The 20466-nt window shown below is 70.6% G+C and carries 16 protein-coding genes and 1 rRNA gene; 14 read left to right on the forward strand and 3 right to left on the reverse strand.

Going from position 1 to position 20466, the window contains the following annotated elements; all coding sequences use genetic code 11:
* The 13 genes from rrf to ABD093_RS05975 form a co-directional block, all read left to right on the forward strand.
* Positions 1-79 (forward strand): 5S ribosomal RNA (rrf, locus tag ABD093_RS05915); the annotation flags it as partial.
* A 653-nt stretch (positions 80-732) separates the two neighbouring features.
* On the forward strand, positions 733-3078 hold the full coding sequence (locus ABD093_RS05920) for a hypothetical protein (protein WP_343923113.1): 2346 nt from the start codon (positions 733-735) through the stop codon (positions 3076-3078).
* Positions 3075-4091 carry an HAD-IIA family hydrolase gene (locus ABD093_RS05925; RefSeq protein WP_193119232.1) on the forward strand — a complete coding sequence of 339 codons (1017 nt, stop codon included), beginning with the start codon at positions 3075-3077 and terminating at the stop codon, positions 4089-4091. The genes ABD093_RS05920 and ABD093_RS05925 overlap by 4 nt, the downstream gene beginning before the upstream one ends.
* Complete coding sequence (locus ABD093_RS05930; RefSeq protein WP_193119231.1) at positions 4088-4933, forward strand: TlyA family RNA methyltransferase; 846 nt, start codon at positions 4088-4090, stop codon at positions 4931-4933. Before ABD093_RS05925 ends, ABD093_RS05930 begins: the two co-directional genes overlap by 4 nt.
* Before the next feature lie 4 nt (positions 4934-4937).
* A complete protein-coding gene (locus ABD093_RS05935) occupies positions 4938-5882 on the forward strand; it encodes an NAD kinase (RefSeq protein ID WP_193119230.1) in 945 nt (314 codons plus the stop codon).
* Between the two features lie 18 nt (positions 5883-5900).
* Positions 5901-7649: a DNA repair protein RecN gene (gene recN, locus ABD093_RS05940; RefSeq protein ID WP_343923117.1), complete on the forward strand. Its 1749-nt coding sequence runs from the start codon at positions 5901-5903 to the stop codon at positions 7647-7649.
* The gene (steA, locus tag ABD093_RS05945) at positions 7646-8824 is read left to right on the forward strand and encodes a putative cytokinetic ring protein SteA (RefSeq protein WP_193119228.1); all 1179 of its coding nucleotides are present in this window, start codon (positions 7646-7648) and stop codon (positions 8822-8824) included. Before recN ends, steA begins: the two co-directional genes overlap by 4 nt.
* A gap of 15 nt (positions 8825-8839) precedes the next feature.
* The gene (locus ABD093_RS05950) at positions 8840-9901 is read left to right on the forward strand and encodes a copper transporter (protein WP_343923120.1); all 1062 of its coding nucleotides are present in this window, start codon (positions 8840-8842) and stop codon (positions 9899-9901) included.
* Entirely contained in the window at positions 9898-10749 is an 852-nt protein-coding gene (locus ABD093_RS05955) for a hypothetical protein (RefSeq protein WP_343923122.1), read from the forward strand. Before ABD093_RS05950 ends, ABD093_RS05955 begins: the two co-directional genes overlap by 4 nt.
* The gene (gene murJ, locus ABD093_RS05960; RefSeq protein WP_377802300.1) at positions 10746-12707 is read left to right on the forward strand and encodes a murein biosynthesis integral membrane protein MurJ; all 1962 of its coding nucleotides are present in this window, start codon (positions 10746-10748) and stop codon (positions 12705-12707) included. The genes ABD093_RS05955 and murJ overlap by 4 nt, the downstream gene beginning before the upstream one ends.
* Positions 12704-13840 (forward strand): glycosyltransferase, encoded by a 1137-nt coding sequence (locus tag ABD093_RS05965; RefSeq protein WP_343923124.1) that lies wholly within the window; start codon positions 12704-12706, stop codon positions 13838-13840. Before murJ ends, ABD093_RS05965 begins: the two co-directional genes overlap by 4 nt.
* Before the next feature lie 68 nt (positions 13841-13908).
* Positions 13909-15678, forward strand: a complete 1770-nt coding sequence (gene pyrG / locus ABD093_RS05970; protein ID WP_319021701.1) for a CTP synthase — start codon at positions 13909-13911, stop codon at positions 15676-15678.
* A 4-nt stretch (positions 15679-15682) separates the two neighbouring features.
* On the forward strand, positions 15683-16330 hold the full coding sequence (locus ABD093_RS05975; protein WP_193119225.1) for an NUDIX domain-containing protein: 648 nt from the start codon (positions 15683-15685) through the stop codon (positions 16328-16330).
* A gap of 141 nt (positions 16331-16471) precedes the next feature.
* Here the strand turns inward: ABD093_RS05975 and ABD093_RS05980 are convergent, their stop codons facing one another.
* The 3 genes from ABD093_RS05980 to msrB form a co-directional block, all read right to left on the reverse strand.
* Positions 16472-17668, reverse strand: a complete 1197-nt coding sequence (locus tag ABD093_RS05980) for a ribonuclease D (RefSeq protein WP_343923126.1) — start codon at positions 17666-17668, stop codon at positions 16472-16474.
* Positions 17665-18309: a DUF3000 domain-containing protein gene (locus ABD093_RS05985; RefSeq protein WP_193119223.1), complete on the reverse strand. Its 645-nt coding sequence runs from the start codon at positions 18307-18309 to the stop codon at positions 17665-17667. Before ABD093_RS05985 ends, ABD093_RS05980 begins: the two co-directional genes overlap by 4 nt.
* Before the next feature lie 144 nt (positions 18310-18453).
* Positions 18454-18882 carry a peptide-methionine (R)-S-oxide reductase MsrB gene (gene msrB / locus ABD093_RS05990; protein ID WP_193119222.1) on the reverse strand — a complete coding sequence of 143 codons (429 nt, stop codon included), beginning with the start codon at positions 18880-18882 and terminating at the stop codon, positions 18454-18456.
* 130 nt (positions 18883-19012) lie between these two features.
* Between msrB and ABD093_RS05995 the strand changes: the two genes are divergently transcribed.
* Positions 19013-20440, forward strand: coding sequence for an alpha/beta hydrolase family protein (locus ABD093_RS05995; protein ID WP_343923130.1), 1428 nt, complete (start codon positions 19013-19015; stop codon positions 20438-20440).
* The last annotated feature ends 26 nt before the right edge of the window (positions 20441-20466 follow it).

The raw sequence follows: 20466 nt of genomic DNA on the forward strand, positions 1-20466 counted from the left end.
TTCGAACCCGGAAGCTAAGCTCGATTGCGCCGATGGTACTGCACTCGGGAGGGTGTGGGAGAGTAGGTCGCCGCCGGACATCTGTGTGGGAGTGGGAGTGAGCTTGAGACCCGTGTGGGTTTCGTTCCTCCCACTCCCTTTTTTTATGCCCGAAAATGGGGGTACTCAGAGTCATTCCGGTTGTCTGAATCGCTCATTGCCCATTGCTTTGGCTTCGGTCGGTAGGTTGTTTTGCAGGTTGGAGGCGGGTCGGCGACAGCGAGGTGGGCTGTCCCTGAAGCGTTTCTCTGTCCGGGCGGCGAAGACTGCCGTGTATGTTCTCGAGCCGGCGAGGTGGCGCTCGAGGGGTGATGGTTGCAGGACGGCAGCGCCGATGCGGCCATTGCGCACGACGTCGATCCAACTGGTCATTCAGTGCTACGTGGAGACGTAGTTGGTTGACGTTGAGCTCGTAGTGGTCTCCAGCAGCGTTCATCCATGCTCCGCGTACAGGTCGTTGCTTCGCTGCCAAATGTGGCCGCAGTGGTGTCAGGCTCTCGTGCAGGTGGTGAACCTGCTGCGGAGCTCGGTCTCCTCGACTGTGGTGCGCTGCACCTGGCTGTCACCGGTTCGTGTCGCGCCCGGTGAAAGCAGTCACGGTGAAGGGGCTACTGCGCGGTCTCTTTCCGGGGACGGCTTAGGCTTGGCCACTGATAACGGCATAGGGCGAGCAGATTGAGACGGACGATTCACGTGGCTGAGCACAGCAAGAGCGAGAGCGACCGCGGGCACGGCGACAAGAGCCGCGGCTACGCGAGGAACGACGACCGGCCCTCCGCGTCCGGGTCCCGGGCACCGTACCGGGACAGGGACTCGTCGTCGCGATCCTCGTCGTCTGATTCCTCCAGGTACTCGGAGTCGCGCAGCAGCCGCGATGACCGGACCAGTTCAGCAGGCGGCCAGCGGCGCGCTGGCGGGGAGCGTGCATACCGTCCGTCGGGTTCTTTCCAGGGCGGCCAGCGTAGTGACCGTGATCGTGATCGCTCTGCTCGCCAGTCCGACCCGAGCTATGGCTCTCAGCGTGATGACAGGTCGAGCTACGGTAGCCGTCGCGACGAGAAGCCGCGCTATGGCTCGCAGCGCGATGACAAGCCGCGATACGACTCGCGTCGTGATGACCGGCCCAGCTACGGTGGGCGTCGCGATGAAAGTCCTCGCTCCGACTCACGTCGTGATGACAAGCCCCGCTACGACTCACGTCGGGACGATAAGCCGCGCTATGGCTCGCAGCGTGATGACAAGCCCCGCTACGATTCGCGCCGGGACGACAAGCCCCGCTACGACTCACGCCGGTACGACAAGCCCCGCTACGACGCTCGCCGTGACGACAAGCCCCGCTATGGCTCGCAGCGTGACGACAAGCCCAGGTACGACTCACGCCGTGACGACAAGCCCCGCTACGACGCTCGCCGTGACGACAAGCCCCGCTACGACGCTCGCCGTGATGACAAGCCGGCCTATGGCTCGCAGCGTGACGACAAGCCCAGGTACGACTCGCGTCGGGAAGATAAGCCGCGCTATGACTCACGCCGTGATGAGAAGCCGCGCTATGACTCCCGCCGGGATGACAAGTCCAGGTACGACTCGCGTCGCGATGAGAAGCCGAGGTATGACAGCAAGGCCGATGAGCGTCGACGCCGGGACGACCGTTCCAGCCGCCCGGGGAGTGACCGCCGTCGTGATGGCGACCAGGGCGCCGGCGCTGCCGGCTCGCGCCCGCCGCGCGAGGACCACGACCCGCGGACAGGTGGCGCCCCTCGTGAGGAGCGTCGCAACTCGCGTCCCGGTCAGGAAGCACGCGCAGATCGACCGTTCGAGCCTCGTATCCCCGACGGCATCACCGGTCGGGAGCTGGACAAGCCGATCCGCGAGGAGCTGCGTGGCTTGAGCAAGGAGACCGCAGAGCGCGTCGGCCAGCACATCGTCGCGGCCTACCTGCTCGAGGACACGGATCTCGAGACCTCGCAGGCGCACGCGCGGTTCGCCGCGCGTATCGGCGGTCGTGTCGGTGCCGTTCGCGAGGCCTACGGGATCCTGGCCTACCGCGCCGGGGACTTCCGAACCGCTGCCCGGGAGCTGCGCACATCGCTGCGCATCACTGGCCGCAATGATGTCCTCCCGATGATCGCGGATTCGGAGCGCGGTTTGGGCAAGCCCGAGCGTGCTCTCGACATCGCGGCGTCGGACGAGGCCTCGTCCCTCGGGGTGGCTGCGTCCATCGAGCTGATGATCGTCGTGGCAGGCGCTTATGCCGACACCGGCGACATCCAGACCGCGCTGAGGACCCTCGAGATCCCAGCACTTCGCCACAAGGTCGACGGACATTGGCAGGTCCGCCTCTGGGCCGCCTATGCCGACCTTCTGGAGCGTGCTGAGCGTCCGGAGGAGGCAAAGCGCTGGCTGACCCTCGCCGCCGACGCCGACAGCGAAGGCCTCACAGACGCCGCCGAGCGCCTGGGCCGCCCCGCACCCGCGCCCGCTGAGGAGCCGGCATGGGAAGACGACGAATCCGTCTCCGTGCTGGACGCCTACGATCCGTCCGCTGATGACGCTGATGACGCTGATGACGCTGATGACGCTGATGACGCTGATGACGCTGATGACGCTGACGACGCTGACGACGCTGACGACGCTGACGATGCTGACGTCGCTGACGACATCGTTGCGGCTGTCGAGTCCGACGAGGCCGACCGCGTCGGTACCTCCTCGCCCTATGGCGATACCGCGGACCACGCCGAGATCGCAGACGATGCAGATGTCGACGGTTCCGAGGACGACGCCGAAGGGTCGACGGAGCTGTTCCTTGCGGGGGACGAGGGCGTCGAGCGGCACTCGGACGACGAGGAACCGGAGGAGGAGCCCGCCGACGGGGTGGACGACGACGTGCACGGCGACTTGGGGTACTCGCAGGAGGAACCCACCGATGATCGCTCTGCCGAGGAACACTCCACCGAGGAGCACTCCGACAGCGAATTCTCTGACAGCGAATTCTCCGACGACGAGCACCCCACCGGCGAGGATCAGGAGGAGCAGGCGTGACCCGTCAGCCCGATCCTTCTCTGCTCGATCTGCATGATGCCCTGCTGCTGGATCTCGACGGCACCCTCATGCACGGTGCGACGCCGATCCCGCATGCCTCAGAGGCCGTCGAGAAGGCACGCGCGGCAGGACGCACCGTCGTCTTCGCGACGAACAACGCCTCCCGCACCCCGCAGCAGGCGGCCGACCATCTGGCCGAGGTCGGTGTGAGTGCGCAGCCCGAGGAGTTCGTGACCTCTCCGCAGGTCGCCTCCCGGCTGCTCGCAGAACGACTCGACCCCGGCTCGAAGGTCCTCGTCGTCGGCGGACCGAGCCTCGGGGCACAGATCCGCGAGGTCGGCCTCGAGCCGGTCTCCACGGACAGCGAGGATGTCGTCGCCGTGGTGCAGGGCTGGTCCCCGGACCTGAGCTGGCCGATCCTCGCCGAGGGCGCCTACGCGATCCGGCACGGCGCGCTGTGGATGGCGACGAACATCGACGCCACCCTGCCGACCGAGCGCGGCATGGCCCCGGGCAACGGCTCGATGGTCGCGGCCCTGCGCCACGCCACGGGCGCGGAGCCGATGGTGGCGGGCAAGCCCGAGCCGGGTATGTTCACCGTCGCCGCACGGGACAGCGGCGCCCAGCGCCCGCTGGTCATCGGCGACCGGCTCGACACCGATATCGAAGGCGGGGTCCGCGCCGGCATCGAGACCCTTCTCGTGCTGACCGGCGTGGACGGCATCGAGTCCGCCCTGCGCGCTGATCCTGTGCGTCGGCCCACCTACATCCTTCCCGACCTCGAGCACATCGCGACCCCCTTCGTGCTGCCCGTGGTGGACGGCGACCACGCACGCTGCGGATCCGTGAGCGTCCTCTGGGACCGCGGCGACATCGTCCTGGACGGCGATCTCGAGGACCCGCGCGTGCTGCGAGCAGTGCTCGCCCTGCTGAGGACCCGGTCTGCGGAGGCCCCGTGGACGGGTCGACTGCTGGGACGCGACGGCACCGAGCAGCACCCCACCGACCGGTGACCGGGCAGCGCCTGGACCTCGCCCTGCTCGGGGCCGGTCTGGCCCGCTCCCGGACCCACGCGCGTCGGATCATCGAGGAGGGCCGCGCCCGTCTCGACGGCCGGCCCGTCGTGAAGGCCTCCGCGCCGGTCCCGGAGGGTGCCCTGCTGAGCGTCGCGGACGTGCCCGACGGGATCGAGTACGCCTCCCGGGCCTCTCACAAGCTCGCCGGCGCCCTCGACGCGCTCGGCCTGGATCCCCACGGGCTGCACTGCCTCGACGCCGGTGCGTCGACAGGAGGCTTCACCGACGTCCTGCTGCGACGTGGTGCCCGACGGGTGGTCGCGGTCGACATCGGCCACGATCAGCTCGCCGACCACGTCCGCGACGACGAGCGTGTGCACGTGCTCGACGGAACCAGCGTGCGCGACCTCACCTCGGAGCTGATCGGGGCCCAGGTCGAGCTCCTCGTCGCCGACCTCTCCTTCATCTCCCTGCGCACCGTCGTCGAGCCCCTCGGGAGTGTGGTGCAGCCTGGAGGCGACCTCCTCCTCATGGTCAAACCCCAGTTCGAGGTCGGTCGCGAGGCGCTGCCGCGCACGGGAGTGGTCACCGACGCCCGGGCCCGGGCCGGGGCCGTCCGCGGCGTGGCCGAGGGCGCGTCTCAGGCCGGGCTCACGCTGCTCGCCGTCGGCCCCAGCGCCCTGCCGGGCCAGGACGGCAACCGCGAGTACTTCCTGCATCTGCGTGCCGCGGGCGTGACCTGCACGCTCGACGCGGAGGCCTGTGACATGATCGGGGACGCCGTGCGCGAGAACCAGCCGCGCGTCCGCGGCGCCGACGACTTCTTCCAGGAGGATTGACCCCATGCGACGGTTCCTCCTCTATGTCCATACCGGCCGCCGCGCTGCGCTCAGCGCCATGCTCACGGTGCTCGAGGAACTCGCCCGGCGAGGGGTGCGCGGCGTCGTGGTCGACGAGCAGGTCGACGAGATCCTGGCCCTTCCCGAGGACGTCGCCCCGCCGAAGCTGCTGACCTTCCTCACCAACGGCGGGGTCGACGTGCTGGACGCGGTCTCCGCTGCGGACCTGGTCGAGCTCGGCATCGTCCTGGGCGGCGACGGCACCATCCTGCGCGCGCTGGAGGCGGTGCGCGAGGCCGATGTCCCCGTGCACGGCGTCAACCTCGGGCACGTCGGCTTCCTCGCCGAGAGCGAGGTCGAGGACCTCTCGATCACCGTCTCCCGTCTCCTGGACGGCGACTACGAGATCGAGAAGCGCTCCACCCTCGACGTGCACGTCCTGGACTCCGAGGACCACGTGGTCGAGGAGCATTGGGCGCTCAACGAGGCGTCCCTCGAGAAGGCCGACCGGCTCAAGATGATCAACGTCGCCATCGAGATCGATGGCCGTCCCGTCTCCTCCTTCGGCTGCGATGGCGTGGTGCTGTCCACGTCCACAGGGTCAACCGCCTACGCCTTCAGCGCCGGTGGCCCCGTGATCTGGCCCGAGGTCGACGCGATGCTCCTGATCCCGCTGGCCGCGCACGCCCTGTTCGCCCGCCCGCTGGTGCTGGGCCGATCCTCCGAGGCCGCCATCGAGATGACCCTCGACAATCGGGAGGACGGCATCCTCACGCTCGACGGGCGCCGCACCGCGGAGATCACCGCCGGGATGCGCGTCGAGGCCCGCCTGTCCGAGCAGTTCGTCCGTCTGGCACGGCTGAGCGCGACGCCCTTCGCCGATCGGCTGGTCGAGAAGTTCCAGCTCCCCGTCGTCGGCTGGCGGGGTCGCAGCCCCCGCACCCGCTGAGGAGCTGAGAGGTCCCCGATGCTGTCCACCCTGCGCATCCGCCAGATCGGCGTGATCGACGACGCGATGCTCGAGTTCGGGCCCGGTTTCACCGCTCTGACGGGGGAGACCGGCGCGGGCAAGACGATGATCGTCACCGGCCTCACCATGCTGCTCGGGGGCCGTCTGGATCGGGGCCGCACCCGCGGGTCGAGCACGGTGGACGGCACCCTGGCTCTGAGCGGTCACGACGAGCTGGCCGCCTCGCTCGACGAGCTGGGAGCCGACGAGGACGACGGCGAGGTGCTCGTGGTGCGCAGGGTGACCCGGGACGGCCGGTCCCGGGCGCAGATCGGCGGCGTGCCGGTCCCCATCGGGACCCTCGCGCGCCTGGTCGGCACCGCGGTGACCGTGCACGGTCAGTCCGATCAGCAGCGGCTGCGCGACCCCGATGCCCAGCGGGAGGCGCTGGATCGCTTCGCCGGCACCGAGATCCGACCGCTGCTGGAACGGCATCGTGAGCTGTGGCGCGAACGCTCCGCCCTGACGGAGCGGCTCGCGGAGCTCGACGCCCTGCTCACCGAGCGGGACCGTCGGGGCACAGCGCTGCGCGAGGCCCTCGAACGGATCGAGAGCATCGACCCGCAGCCGGGGGAGGACGACGCCCTGCGCGTCGAGCTCGAGCGGCTCGGCAACGCCGAGGAGCTGCGCGGCGCCGCCAACCAGGCCGCGCTGGCTCTCGTCGGCGATGACGACGGACCGGCCGCCGGGCCGCTGCTCGATGTCGCCGGTGAGGCGCTCGGGCGGGCTGCGCGCACCGACACCACGCTGGAGCCGCTCGTCGAGCGGCTGGACGCGACCCGGATCGAGCTGTCCGATGTGGCGGCCGAGCTCTCCCGGTACGCCGATGACATCGACGCCTCTCCGGGACGCCTCGGGGAGGCGAACGAGCGCCTGCACGAGCTGACCGTCCTGGTCCGGGATCTGGGCACCCTGCTTCCGGGGACCGAGGGCCCTGCGCAGGACGTCACGGCCCTGCTGGAGACCTCCCGAGGCGCCGCCATCGATCTCGATCGCTTCGACGGCGCGGAGCAGGAGCGCACTGCTGCGGCGGCCCGTCTGGACTCCCTGCAGGGCGAGCTGGACGACGTGGCCGCGGCGCTGACCTCCGCCCGCACGGCCGCCGCGGAGGAGCTCTCCGGGGCCGTCCAGGAGGAGCTGCGCCACCTCGAGATGCCCGACGCCGACATCCGCGTCGAGGTCTCAGCGCAGGCCCACCGCTCCCACGGCTGCGACGCCGTCGCGATCCTGCTCGCACCCCATCCCGGGGCCGATCACCTGCCGGTCGCCCAGGCGGCCTCCGGCGGTGAGCTCTCCCGGGTGATGCTCGCCCTCGAGGTCGCCCTCTCCGCGTCGCGGAACGACCGCAGCGCGGCGCCCGTCTTCGTCTTCGACGAGATCGACGCCGGGATCGGCGGGCGCGCCGCACTCGCCGTCGGCCACCGGCTGGCACGCCTGGCGCGCCATGCGCAGGTCATCGTCGTCACCCATCTCCCGCAGGTCGCGGCGCATGCGGGGACCCATCTGAAGATCGTGAAGTCCTCGAGCGACGGATCGACCAGCTCGACGGTCGAGACCCTCGATCGTCAGGGCCGGATCCGTGAGCTGGCGCGGATGCTCGCCGGCGACGACGCCTCCGATGTCGCCCGCGCCCATGCGGAGGAGCTGCTGGACGAGGCGAGCACCGTCGCCGCCGGGAGCTCGACCACGACGGAGGGACGCGGATGAGCGCGACCCAATCCGTGGTGATCGGCACCGCCCGTCTGGGCCGACGCACCAAGGACCTCACCAAGCGCCTCCAGCCGGGCGACATCGCGATCATCGATCACCAGGACATCGATCGGGTCGCCGCGGAGGCACTGGTCGAGCGGAGCCCTGCCGCCGTCCTCAACGTCGCAGCCTCGACATCCGGTCGATATCCCAACGCCGGTCCCCGGATCCTCGTCGACGCCGGCATCGTCCTGGTCGATGAGCTGGGGAGCGATGTCTTCGAGGAGGTCAGGGACGGTCAGACCGTCACGATCACCGGCGGCACGGTGCGCCTGGACGACACGGTGATCGCCGAGGGCACCGCACAGGACGACGACACGATCGCCACCTCCCTGGAGATCGCCCGCGAAGGCCTGTCGCAGCAGCTCGAGATGTTCGCCGAGAACACGATGGAGTACATGCTGCGCGAGCGGGACCTGCTGCTCGACGGGATCGGCGCGCCCGACGTGCGCACGAACCTCGACGGCCGCCCGGTTCTGATCGTCGTGCGCGGCTACCACTACAAGGAGGACCTCGCCACGCTGCGGCCCTTCATGAGGGAGAACCGCCCCGTGCTCATCGGCGTGGACGGGGGAGCCGATGCGGTGATCGAGGCGGGATTCCGTCCCGACATGATCATCGGGGACATGGACTCCGTCTCCGACCGCGCCCTGCGCAGCGGCGCCGAGCTCGTCGTGCACGCCTACCGGGACGGGCGAGCCCCGGGCCTGGAGCGGCTCGAGGAGCTCGGCCTCGGCGACGAGGTCATCCTCTTCCCCGCCTCGGGCACGAGCGAGGACATCGCCATGCTCCTGGCCGACGAGAAGGACGCGTCCGTCATCGTCGCCGTCGGCACCCACGGCACCCTCGAGGAGTTCCTCGACAAGGGCCGGGCCGGTATGAGCTCGACATTCCTCACGCGATTGCGCATCGGCTCCAAGCTCGTGGACGCCAAGGGCGTCTCGCGCCTGTACCGTCAGAGGATCTCCACCTTCCAGCTGGTGCTCCTGGCACTGGCAGGACTCGCCGCCCTCGCGGTCGCTCTCTGGGCAACGCCCGGAGGACAAGCGCTCGTGCAGATCTTCGGCGCCCGCCTGGACGGTCTGCTGTCCTGGTTCACCTTGCTGTTCTCACCCCGGGCCACCGGGTCGTAGGAGGGTCTCGACCCCGTGATCGATTTCCGTTACCACCTCGTCTCCCTGATCTCCGTGTTCCTGGCTCTCGCCGTGGGCATCGTGCTCGGGGCCGGACCGCTGCGCGAGAACCTCGGCGACCAGCTCGCCGGACAGGTCGAGCAGCTGCGCACCCAGCAGGACGAGCTGCGCACCGAGGCCGATGAGCTCGCCTCCCGCAACGAGCAGCTGGGCTCCTTCGCCGCGGAGATCGGCCCGGAGCTGGTCGCCGACACCTTGGCGGGTCAGAAGGTCGCCGTGCTCACCGACGACTCCTCCACGGGACCGGTCACCGACCGCATCATGGCGCTGCTCGAGGACGCCGGTGTGGAGTCCACCGTGAGGGTGGAGCTGAAGTCCGCCCTGTGGGTGCCCGCGCAGAGCCAGCAGCGCAAGGACGCGCTGGACACGATCCGCTCCATCGCCCCGAACCTGCTGGACGGCGGGCTGACCGATTCCGAGCAGCTGTCCCAGGTGATCGTCGCGCTCCTGGCCCCGTCCGAGAGCGGCGAGCTCACCTCCGAGCTCCGCACCCAGGTGTGGCAGGCCCTCGCCGAGCAGCAGCTGGTCACGATCGAGGGCGAGCTTCCTTCCGAGGTCGACGGCGTGCTCTTCGCGAGCGCCGCACCCGAGGAGCTCGTGGACAGCTCCGAGGACGAGGAGGTCGCGGCAGAGCGCGCCCAGAGCCTGCTGGCGACGCAGACGGCCCTGCTCACCTCCCTGTCCGAGGCCGGGGTCCCCGCCGTCGTCTCGGCGGCGACCCCCCTCAACGATGCCTCCACCGGCATCCTGCGGACCGTGCGCGGCGACGCCGGCTTCGACGAGCTGTCCACGACGGACAGGCTGCAGGAGGCGGACGGCCCGCTGCTGGCCGTGCTCGCCCTGATCGAGCAGGCCCGTGGGGGATCGGGTGCCTACGGCACGACGGCCGATGCGACGGATCGCCTGCCGGCGATTCCCGAGACCGCGGGGGTCGAGGACGCGGCGGCCGAGGCCGGGCAGAACGGTGACGGGACCCAGGTACAGGGCGCTGCCTCCGACGGCGGGGGAGCAGAGTGACCTCGTCGGCTCCCGGTGCGGCGCAGCCCTCGAGGGCAGCTCGCATCCTGCAGGGACTGCGCCTCGAACTGCGGCGGACGAACTTCTCCGGGCGCTCCGTGAGTCTTGCCGAAGGGGCCCTGGTGGTCGCGACGGTGAGCTCTCTGGGCCTGCGCAGCTCCGGACGCCTCGACGCGGGACTGCTCGCCGGGGTGGGGGTGCTCGGCCTCGCCGATGACCTCCTCGAACCGCGCCAGCGACGCGCGGGCCGTGCGATCTCCAAGGGACTCCGCGGTCACCTCGGCGCACTCCGGACAGGGCGTCTGACCACCGGAGCGGCCAAAGCCCTCGGAATCCCGCTGCTCACGTTGGCCGGCGCCGCCGCCGCTCCCGGGCCGCGGGCCGGGGCGATGGTGCTCGCCGACGGCGCACTGGCCGCCGGGTGCGCGAACCTCGCCAATCTCCTGGACCTGCGACCGGGCCGTGCGCTCAAGGTCGTGCTGCCTGCCGCCGTCGCGCTGAGCGCGCTCACCCCCGGTGAGGACACTCGGGCCCGCAGCGGACGCGTGCTCGCGGTGGCGGCCCTGGTCCCGGCAGCTCTCGCGCTGCCGGCGGATCTGCGCGAGCACGGGATGCTCGGCGATTCGGGGGCGAACGTGCTCGGGGCAGCCGTGGGCACGGCGGCGGCACGTGCGCTCCCGGTGCCTGCTCGGCTCACCCTGCTGGGCGTGGTGGTCGCCCTCACGCTCGCCAGCGAAAAGGTCTCGTTCAGCGCCGTCATCGACTCCACTCCTGCACTGCGCGCCATGGACCTGCTGGGACGGCGCAGCTCGCCGGTCACCACCGGTGACGACGGGAGGACGCCATGAACTCCATGAACTCGATGAACTCGATGACCACTGATCAGCAGGCCGCCGGGTCCGGGATCGGGCGTTCTGTGCTCCGCGGCGCCGGACTGATCCTGGTGATCACGGTGATCGCTCGGATCGCCGGGTTCGTGCGCTACCTCGTCTTCGGAGCGAGCGTGGGCGCGGGCGATGTGGGAACGGCGTACACGACCGCGAACCTCCTGCCCAACGTGCTCTTCGAGATCGTCGCCGGCGGTGCGCTCGCGGCGGTGATCGTCCCTCTGATCGCGGGGCTGGTCCCCGAGCGTGATGCCCCCGCGGAGGGCGCGGCCGCCGACGCTGAGGGGGCCGAGGCGGAGGCGTCGGAGTCCGGGACCTCGGACACAGAGGCGTCGGAGCCAGGACCAGGAGCGCCGGAGACGGGAGCTCCCGGGATCAAGGTCGCGGAGTCAGCGGCTCCGGGACCGGGGTCGCGCACGCCGCGCCGACGAGGCGGATCGCGCGAGGCACTGCCGCCGAGGCTGGATCGACGCGACGGCGCCGCCCGGACCGATCAGATCATCTCCGCGCTCCTGACCTGGACCGTGCTGGGAACGGGTGTCCTCGCCATCGCGATGATCCTCCTCGCGGAGCCACTCGCCCAGCTGCTGCTGGCCACGAACTCGGCCGTCGTCGGCGGCGTGCACGTGGGGACGGTCCTGCTGCGCATCTTCGCCCTCCAGCTTCCGCTGTACGGCATCTCGGTCGTTCTCGCGGCGTACCTGCAGGCTCGCAAACGATTCCTGTGGCCAGCGATGATGCCGCTCATCTCCTCGCTGGTCGTGATGATCGCCTATCGCGCCTACGCCTGGATGGTCCCTCCGGTCGCGACGACCACCACCATCGGCGATGGCGCCATCGCCTGGCTCGGCTGGGGCACCACCGCAGGAGTCGCCGCCATGGTCATCCCCGTGGTGATCGCCGCAGCGCGTGCCGGCCTCCATCTGCGCCCGACCCTGACGATGCCGCCCCGCTACGGGCGCCGTGCCCTCTCGCTCGGTGGTGCCGGACTGGGCGCCGTCGGGGCACAGCAGCTCGTGCTCGGGCTCGTGCTCGTGCTCTCCATGAAGGCGGGCGGCACCGGGACGCTCCCGGTGTTCCAGTACGCGCAGGCGCTGTACCTGCTTCCCTATGCGATCCTCGTGGTTCCGCTGGCCACTGCGGTCTTCCCGCACCTGTCGGAGCTGCGTCTGGTGGGGGACACCAAGGGATTCGCGAACGTGGCCGGCGCCTCCGTGCGCACGGTCATGGTGGTCGCGGTGATCGGAGGCGCCACGCTCTTCGCCGGTGCCCCGGCCCTCGAGCAGTTCTTCCGGCTCATCGACCGCGCGGGCGCCACGGGTGTCGGCTCGACCGCAGCAGCCTTCTCCCTGGGGCTGGCCGGATTCGCCGTCGCCATCCAGTGCACCCGGATCCTCTCGGCCGCGCTCCGCGCCCGTGATGCGCTCCTGGTGGGCTCCGTGGGCTGGATCATCGCCGCTGTGCTGATCCTGCTGCTGGTGATCCCCAGCCCCACCCGGTCGGCGGCCGAGGCCTCCACGGCCTTCGGCATCGCCATCGCCATCGGCATGGCGATCTCAGCCCTGGTGGGCCTGGCGCGGATCGCTGACATCCTCGAGCCCGGCGGCGAGCTGCCGGCGGTGCGGCGTGCCGCGGTCCTCACCCCCATCGCTCTGCTGGTCGGCGGGATCCCTGGGATGCTGCTCGGCAAGTGGATGGTCACCACCGCGACCGGTGAGGTCGCAGCAGTGCTGTCCGGAATCCTCTGCGGGGTGATCGCCGCTCTGCTCGCCGGCGCGGTGATGGCGGCCGCCGACCCGCAGCTCGCCGCTCGTCAGCTGAGCAGGCTCCGTGGTCGCGGACGCGGACGCGGACGCGGTCGCAGTCGTGGTCGAGACCGAGAGGGTGACGTCACGACGGGGGAGGAGAGCACCCGATGAGCGTGATCCTGGTGCGTCCTCGCGCCAGCGGTGGGCTGGCCGCGCACGTGGATCAGGAGAAGCACGAGCTGGCCGCTGCCGGTGTCGACGTGCGGGAGGCGCCCGTGCAGATCCAGGACCGGCCCCATCTGCTCGGCGACCTGCGCACGGTCCGAGCATTGCGGCAGTGCGTGCGCGCCGCGCCGCAGCCGGTCGCCGTCCACGCGCATGGACTGCGCGCCGGGGCCCTGTCGGCCCTGGCCCTGCCCCGGCGGGGCCCGGTGCTCCTCGCGGTGACGCTGCACAATCGCACCGTGGGGTCGTCCCTGGTGCGCACCGTCGGACGAGCACTGCTGCAGGTCGTGGTGAGCCGTGCGAACACGATCCTGGCAGTCTCCCCGGATCTTGCCCAGGATGCCGAGCGGGCCGGTGCCCGCGACGTGCGGCACGCCGTCGTGCCGGCTCCTGAGCGCTCCGGTGGCTCCGGCGACTCCGGCGCCTCCGGCGACGTTCCTCCCGGCGGCGACCGGGCCGTCGGAACTGCTGCGGCGGCCGATGCTGTCGTTGTGGCGCGAGCCGATGGCGCTTCCACGACTCATCATGGCGCTGACGAGGGGACCGGCACTGACACGGTGCTGGAGGTGCTCGTCGTCGCGAGGCTGGCCCCGCAGAAGGGGCTCCACGACCTGCTCGATGCGGCGGCCCTCCTGCGCGACGGCGCACCGCTGCGGATCCGTGTCGCCGGGGATGGACCTCTCCACCGAGAACTCGCCGCCCGGATCATCCATGAGCAGCTCCCCGTCGAGCTGCTCGGCCGTCGAGACGACGTCCCTGCCCTGCTGGACGCCGCCGATCTCATGGTCTCCGCAGCTCTCTGGGAGGGCCAGCCCGTCTGGCTGCAGGAGGCGCTCAGGGCCGGCCGGGCGATCATCGCGACCGACGCCGGGGGCACCCGCTGGGTGACAGGAGAAGCGGCGCAGCTGGTGCCCGTCGGGGACGCCCCCGCGCTCGCGTCGGCGATCGAGCACCATCGCAGTTCAGGCGTGCGGCGAGCTGCGGAAGCCGCCTCCCGGCACCGTGCCGCGCAGCTCCCCACCGCGTCCGACATGGTGAGACAAGTTTCCCAGGTGCTGTCGCTCGACCGCGAGCGATGATAGCTTGACGGTCCGTGGCAGACTCCAGCAGCAACGCATCCCAGTCCAGCACCGGAACCCCTCCCAGGATCGGTCAGGCCGGTCCGGCCAAGCCGTTCCGGAACCCCGGTATCACCAAGCACATCTTCGTGACGGGGGGAGTGGTCTCCAGCCTCGGCAAGGGTCTGACCGCCTCGTCGCTCGGCATGCTCCTCAAGGCCCGTGGCCTGAGCGTCACGATGCAGAAGCTCGATCCCTATCTCAACGTGGATCCGGGCACGATGAACCCCTTCCAGCATGGTGAGGTCTTCGTCACCGAGGACGGCGCCGAGACCGACCTCGACATCGGCCATTACGAGCGCTTCCTCGACGAGAATCTCGGCTCCCACGCGAATGTGACCACCGGTCAGGTGTACTCCGGCGTGATCGCCAAGGAGCGCCGTGGGGAATACCTCGGCGACACCGTGCAGGTCATCCCGCACATCACGAATGCCATCAAGGAATCGATGCGCTCCCAGGCAGGCGACGGCGTCGACGTGATCATCACCGAGATCGGCGGCACCGTCGGCGATATCGAGTCCCAGCCGTTCCTGGAGGCCGCGCGGCAGGTGAGGCAGGACATCGGCCGGGACAGCGTGTTCTTCGTGCACGTGTCCCTGGTGCCGTTCATCGGCCCGTCCCAGGAGCTCAAGACCAAGCCGACCCAGCACTCCGTGGCGGCCCTGCGCTCCATCGGCATCCAGCCCGATGCGATCGTGCTGCGCGCCGACCGTGAGCTGCCCACCTCGGTCAAATCCAAGATCTCCTCCATGTGCGACGTCGACCTCGATGCCGTCGTCACCTGCGCGGATGCCCCGTCGATCTACGAGATCCCGCTCGTGCTGCACGGAGAGGGTCTGGACGCCTATGCGATCCGTCGGCTCGATCTGCTCAGCCACGACGTGGACTGGAGCCAGTGGGAGTCACTCCTGCAGCGTGTGCACCATCCCACCTCGCAGGTGACGGTCGCCCTGGTCGGGAAGTACATCGATCTCCCGGACGCCTATCTCTCCGTCACCGAGGCCCTGCGCGCCGGCGGCTTCCACCACAGCGCCCAGGTCACGCTGCGCTGGGTCGAGTCCGACCTGTGCACGACGCCGGAGGGAGCAGCCGAGCAGCTCGGCGACGTCGATGCGATCGTGGTGCCCGGCGGTTTCGGGATCCGTGGCGTGGACGGGAAGGTGGGCGCGCTGCGCCACACCCGCAGCCATGGCATCCCCACCCTGGGCCTGTGCCTGGGCATGCAGTCCATGGTCATCGAGTACGCCCGTCACGAGCTCGGTCTCACGGATGCTCACTCCACCGAGTTCGAGCCGGACACCGCGAACCCGGTGATCGCGACCATGGCCGAGCAGGAGGACATCGTCGCCGGCGCGGGAGACCTCGGCGGCACGATGCGCCTCGGCTCGTACGACCACACGCTGGTCGAGGGCTCGCTCGCCGCCCGGATCTACGGGGCCACCGAGGTCGCCGAGCGTCACCGTCATCGCTACGAGGTCAACAACGCCTATCGCGACCGGCTCGAGGCGGCGGGACTGCGCGTGTCCGGCGCCTCCCCGCTCAGCCCGGAGCACTCCCTGGTGGAATTCGTCGAGCTCGATCCGCAGGTGCACCCGTACTACATCGGCACCCAGGCCCATCCGGAGCTGAAGTCGCGCCCCACCCGCGCACATCCGCTGTTCGCGGGACTGATCGGTGCGGCGCTCGCTCGTCAGCGATCCACCAGCCTGCCGGAGGCGGACCTCACGGATCCTACGGACCTCGAGGTGCAGCCCGTCGCTCCCGCCACCAGCTCGCACCCCGACGACGACCAGGAGTGATCCGATGACCCTCGCAGATGCCCCCGCACCGCGGCCCGTCAGCGCCCGCGGGCGGGTCCACCACGGGATGGTGTTCGACATCGTGCGCGACACGATCGAGTTCGCCCCCGGGGTGCAGTTCGACCGCGAGTACATGCGCCATCCCGGCGCAGTGGCCGTGCTCGCCGTGGACGAGCAGGATCGCGTGCTCCTGATCCGGCAGTACCGCCACCCCGTCGGCCATGAGCTCTGGGAGATCCCGGCCGGGCTGCTCGACATGGAGGGGGAGGAGCCGCATCGCGGCGCCCTGCGGGAGCTCGCCGAGGAGACCGGGCACCGCGCGGCCTCGCTCAGCACCCTGGTGGATCTGCGCCCCAGCCCGGGCGGCAGCGACGAGGTGATCCGGATCTACCTCGCGACCGGGACGACGCCCCTCGGCGACGAGGACGACTTCGTCCGGACCGACGAGGAGGCCGAGATCGAGCTCCGCTGGGTGCCGCTGGCCGACGCCGTGGCCGCGATCCTCGCCGGCGACCTCACCAATGCCACGACGATCGCCGGTGTGCTCGCGCTGCAGGCCCACCGCACCGCGGCGGCGAGTGACGGCGGGAGCCCGGCTCTGCGCTCGGCCGACGCCCCGTTCCTGGAGCGACCGGGCCACGAGCCTGCCTGACCGAGCCTGCCTGACCGAGCGGGTCAGGCTGTGCCAGCCTGACCACCCGGGCCTGACGGACCGCGACTGGATGATCGGGTTTTGCGGATCCGGTCAGCTGATCCGGTCTGACCGATCAGCCATCCGGGCAGGTCCGTCCGGTCAGGCCTGCTCGGTCAGCGCTCGATGGACGACCGGCGCTGCCTGCTCCGCCTGCCATGGCCGAGCGCCGAGCTCGAGGAGGGCGGTCTCCACGGCTGCCTCCTCCGGCACCTGCTCGTTCTCCCAGACCCACTGGCGCAGCAGCGCCGGCTGCAGCAGGTTCTCGGGCGGCATCTCGAGGTCCTCGGCGCGCTCGCCCACGGCGGTGCGCACCTCCTGGTAGCGGTCCCACACCGCCGGGTACTTCTTGGACCAGAGCTTGTGCGGCGGGGGATAGGAACGCTCGTTGCGGTCCGGCAGATGCGCGGCGGGCAGGTCGAGCCCGGACCGGGCGGCCTGCCACCAGATGTCCTTCTTGCGGAGCTTGGCGGGCAGTGCCCGGTCGAAGGCCTCCCGACCCCGCGGTGCCTCTTTCGCAGCGGCCACGATGTCGCGATCCTTGATCACCCGGTGCGGGGAGAGATCCTCGCCGCCGGCGATCTCGTCGCGTCGCAGCCACATCTCGCGCGCCGCGGCCAGCTGCTTCGGCGTGCGCAGGCCACCCAGTCCGTGCAGGCCGCGCCAGCTCGAGGACCGCGTCGGCCCATGATCGCGGACCCGCTCGTACTCGAACTCCTGGCGGGCCCACTCGTCCTTGCCCGCGTCCCGGAGACGGCTCTCGAGGACATCGCGGACCTCGACCAGGACCTCCACGTCCAGTGCCGCGTAGGTGAGCCACCCGCTGGGCAGGGGACGCTTCGACCAGTCGGCGGCAGAGTGCTCCTTCGCCAGGTGCAGCGCCAGGGTGTCCTCCACGACGGCTCCGAGGCCCACGCGCTCCATGCCGAGGAGTCGTGCGGCGAGCTCGGTGTCGAACAGGCTCGCCGGGCGCATCCCGAGCTCGGCCAGGCTCGGCAGATCCTGACCCGCGGCATGCAGCACCCATTCGCGCTCGCCCAGCAGGGTCAGCAGCGTCGACGGCATGGTGAAGGCGAGAGGGTCGATCAGCACGGTCCCGGCGGCCTCGGTGCGCAGCTGCACGAGATAGGCGCGGGAGCTGTAGCGGTAGCTGGATGCGCGCTCGGCATCTACGGCGACGGGCTCGGCGGGGGCGGATTCCGCCGCTTCGCACCAGGCCAGCAGCGGCTGGATTCGATCGACGACGGGCACGACGCCGTCACGGGGAGCGGTCAGGTCGGAGACGGGAGTCTCGGTCACCGGGCGTCACCGGCTTCCTCGGGGCGCGGGGCCCTCGCATGGTGGGTGGGAGCGATGGGGGCGATCCGCGGGGGCGCGGGAGGCAGGCCCCCGGCGGCGGCGAGCATGGCGGTCCAGGCGGCGAAGTGCGGTGCCAGATCGGGAGCTCCGCCGTCACCCGCGTCAGCCCCGTGCGGGCCGTCCGGAGTCCAGGAGACCCGCATCTCGACATCGACGGTCGAGGGGCGGGAGGCGAGCGCGCCATAGGACTGGGAGACGACGCGGGTCGCGGTGCAACCCAGCTCGCGGACCTCCGCATCGTGCATCTCGAGCGATTCGGTGACCCAGGACCACGCCACGTCGCCGAGCATCGCCTCGACGGAGAACTCCGGTTCGAGCTGGGCCTGGACCAGGGCGACCATCCGATAGGTGCCGTCCCAGGACTCCTGGCCCTCGGGGTCGTGGAGGATGACCAGGCGACCGGAGGCGAGCTCGTCGTCGTGGACCAGGATCTCCCCGGTGCACGCCCAGGTCGAGGGCGCCATCTTCGAGGGCGCTGGAATATCGCGCCACTCGAACTCCTGTCGGAGGGGGGCGCTGGTCATGGCGTCGATGGCGGCACGGAAGGTGTCGTCGCCAGGGCGGAATCGATGGACTGACACGGTGGGAGACTAACCGCGCGCCGAGGCGCCCGAGGTCAGGCGCGCCGAGACCGTGGCGACCGTGCTGCTGCGACCGTGCTCAGGCTGATCTCTCGGCGCGTGTGCCGGCTCGGGCCGCCGACGGTCCCGGCGCGAGTGTCCGTCTCAGGCGTCGTCGCTGTGCACGAGGCTGATCGAGTTGATGCAGAACCGCTCGTCGGTCGGGGTCGCGAACCCTTCGCCCTCGAAGACGTGACCGAGGTGGGAACCGCACTTCGCGCAGCGGACCTCGACCCGACGCATGCCCATGGACGTGTCCTCGAGCAGCTCGACGGCGTCGGAGTCCGTCGGAGCGTAGAAAGCGGGCCAGCCGCAGTGCGCATCGAACTGGGTCTCGGCCGTGAACAGCTCCTCGCCGCAGGCCTTGCAGGCGTACGTGCCGGCCGCGCGCACCTCTTCGTACTCTCCGACGCCGGGACGTTCGGTGGCGCCTTCGCGCAGCACCTGGTACTCGGCAGGGGAGAGGCGCTCGCGCCATTGCTCATCGCTGATCGCGAGGGGGTAGGGACGGGTGCCGATGGGATCAGTGGACATCGAAGGATCCTTCCGCTGGTGCGGCGACGGGTCGCCGCGATCGTCCGCAGGCGCGGGCCGCAGGGCCCGGCGCCATGTGGTGAACTCCTGTTCACACCCTCGATCCTAGTGCGTGGATAAGATGCGCGGTATGACGCGTGACCACTCTCGGACCAGCCCGCTGACCGGTTCCCTTCGATGGGTACGGGCGGCTCAGCCGCGCTCCGAACAGGGACGATGGGCGCAGGCCGCGGTCATCGGCGCCATCGGGGCCGCCTCGATGTTCACGCTCAGCGCAGGAGCGCTCGCGGTCGGGGCGCGCGTGATGGCGCGGCTCCCCCTGGTTCCGCAGCAGGGGCTGCGGCACCGGCCGGATCTCCCCGTGCGCGCCGTCCACGAGGACCGGGTGCACGTGGATCGGACGAAGGAGACCGAGCGTGAGGGCTACCTCGCGGTGCGGCAGTCCGGCGGCGCGGTGCACGTCCGTCTGGGGCCCGTGACCTCACATCCCACCCCCACCACCGTCGCGCGTCCGCTCCTCGGGGCGGATACCTCCGAGCCGCTCCAGGTCGCCAAGGCCGCGGTCAACGGCTTCTACTGGGCAGGCAGCCCGCGCACAGCCCACGGGCTGGAGACCGAGGAGGTCGAGGTCAGCTCGCCGGTGGGCCCGATGCCTGCCTGGCTGGTGCGCGCCGACCACACGAAGGAGCCGGGCCAGGGACCGGGCCATGGACCGGACCAGGGACGGGACCAGGAACCAGGCGCCGGATCGGCCCAGGAAGCGCCTGGCGGCCAGGGGGACACCTGGGCGATCCTGATCCACGGTCATGGATCGATGCGTGGCGAGGCGCTGCGCGTGATCCCGCTCCTGCATCACCTCGGGGTGACCAGTCTCACGATCACCTACCGCAACGACACCGGGGCACCGGCCTCCGCCGACCGCATGTACCACCTGGGTGCGGACGAGTGGGAGGACACCGAGGCGGCCATCGACTTCGCTATCGCCCACGGCGCCCGCCGGATCGTGCTGTTCGGCTGGTCGATGGGGGGCGGCATCGCGCTGCGCACCTCGGTGCGCACGGCCCATCGGGATCGCGTCGTCGGCCTGGTCCTGGACTCCCCGGCCGTGGACTGGCAGGACATCCTGATCTACCACGCCACCGCCCTGAAGGCTCCGAAGCCGATGCGGAACCTGGGGATATGGATGATGACCTCGACGGTGGGGCGCCGGCTGGTGCGGCTTCACGAACCGCTCGCACTGCACGAGATGACGCCGCAGTACTACGCGGAGCACCTCATCCACCCGACCCTGCTGTTCCATGCCCTCGACGATGCGACGGTCCCGCCCGGCCCGAGCCGGCACCTGGCCGCGCTGCGCCCGGATCTGGTGGAGTTCGCCCCCTTCGAGGGGGCCTCGCACACGCGCGAGTGGAACCGGGACCCGGTGCGCTACGAGCGGCTGCTGGCCGACTACCTCGGACGTCTGCTGGGCCTGGAGGCCGAGGCCGCCGCGCTGGAGGTCCCGGTGCGCGATCTCGCGGCCCCCGCCCTCGAGGACTCGATCGGCCTGCGTCTCTGAGAGCAGCTCCCGGGAGCGTGCGGGCG

The sequence above is a fragment of the Brachybacterium tyrofermentans genome, from assembly GCF_039526165.1.
Taxonomy (GTDB): domain Bacteria; phylum Actinomycetota; class Actinomycetes; order Actinomycetales; family Dermabacteraceae; genus Brachybacterium; species Brachybacterium tyrofermentans.

Excerpts from the sequence above, each read along its gene's own strand:
- recN (WP_343923117.1), top strand. The coding sequence starts at position 5,901 with ATGCTGTCCACCCTGCGCATCCGCCAGATCGGCGTGATCGACGACGCG.
- ABD093_RS05975 (WP_193119225.1), top strand. The coding sequence starts at position 15,683 with ATGACCCTCGCAGATGCCCCCGCACCGCGGCCCGTCAGCGCCCGCGGG.
- ABD093_RS05965 (WP_343923124.1), top strand. The coding sequence starts at position 12,704 with ATGAGCGTGATCCTGGTGCGTCCTCGCGCCAGCGGTGGGCTGGCCGCG.
- ABD093_RS05935 (WP_193119230.1), top strand. The coding sequence starts at position 4,938 with ATGCGACGGTTCCTCCTCTATGTCCATACCGGCCGCCGCGCTGCGCTC.
- msrB (WP_193119222.1), bottom strand. The coding sequence starts at position 18,882 with ATGTCCACTGATCCCATCGGCACCCGTCCCTACCCCCTCGCGATCAGC.
- murJ (WP_377802300.1), top strand. The coding sequence starts at position 10,746 with ATGAACTCCATGAACTCGATGAACTCGATGACCACTGATCAGCAGGCC.
- steA (WP_193119228.1), top strand. The coding sequence starts at position 7,646 with ATGAGCGCGACCCAATCCGTGGTGATCGGCACCGCCCGTCTGGGCCGA.
- ABD093_RS05995 (WP_343923130.1), top strand. The coding sequence starts at position 19,013 with ATGACGCGTGACCACTCTCGGACCAGCCCGCTGACCGGTTCCCTTCGA.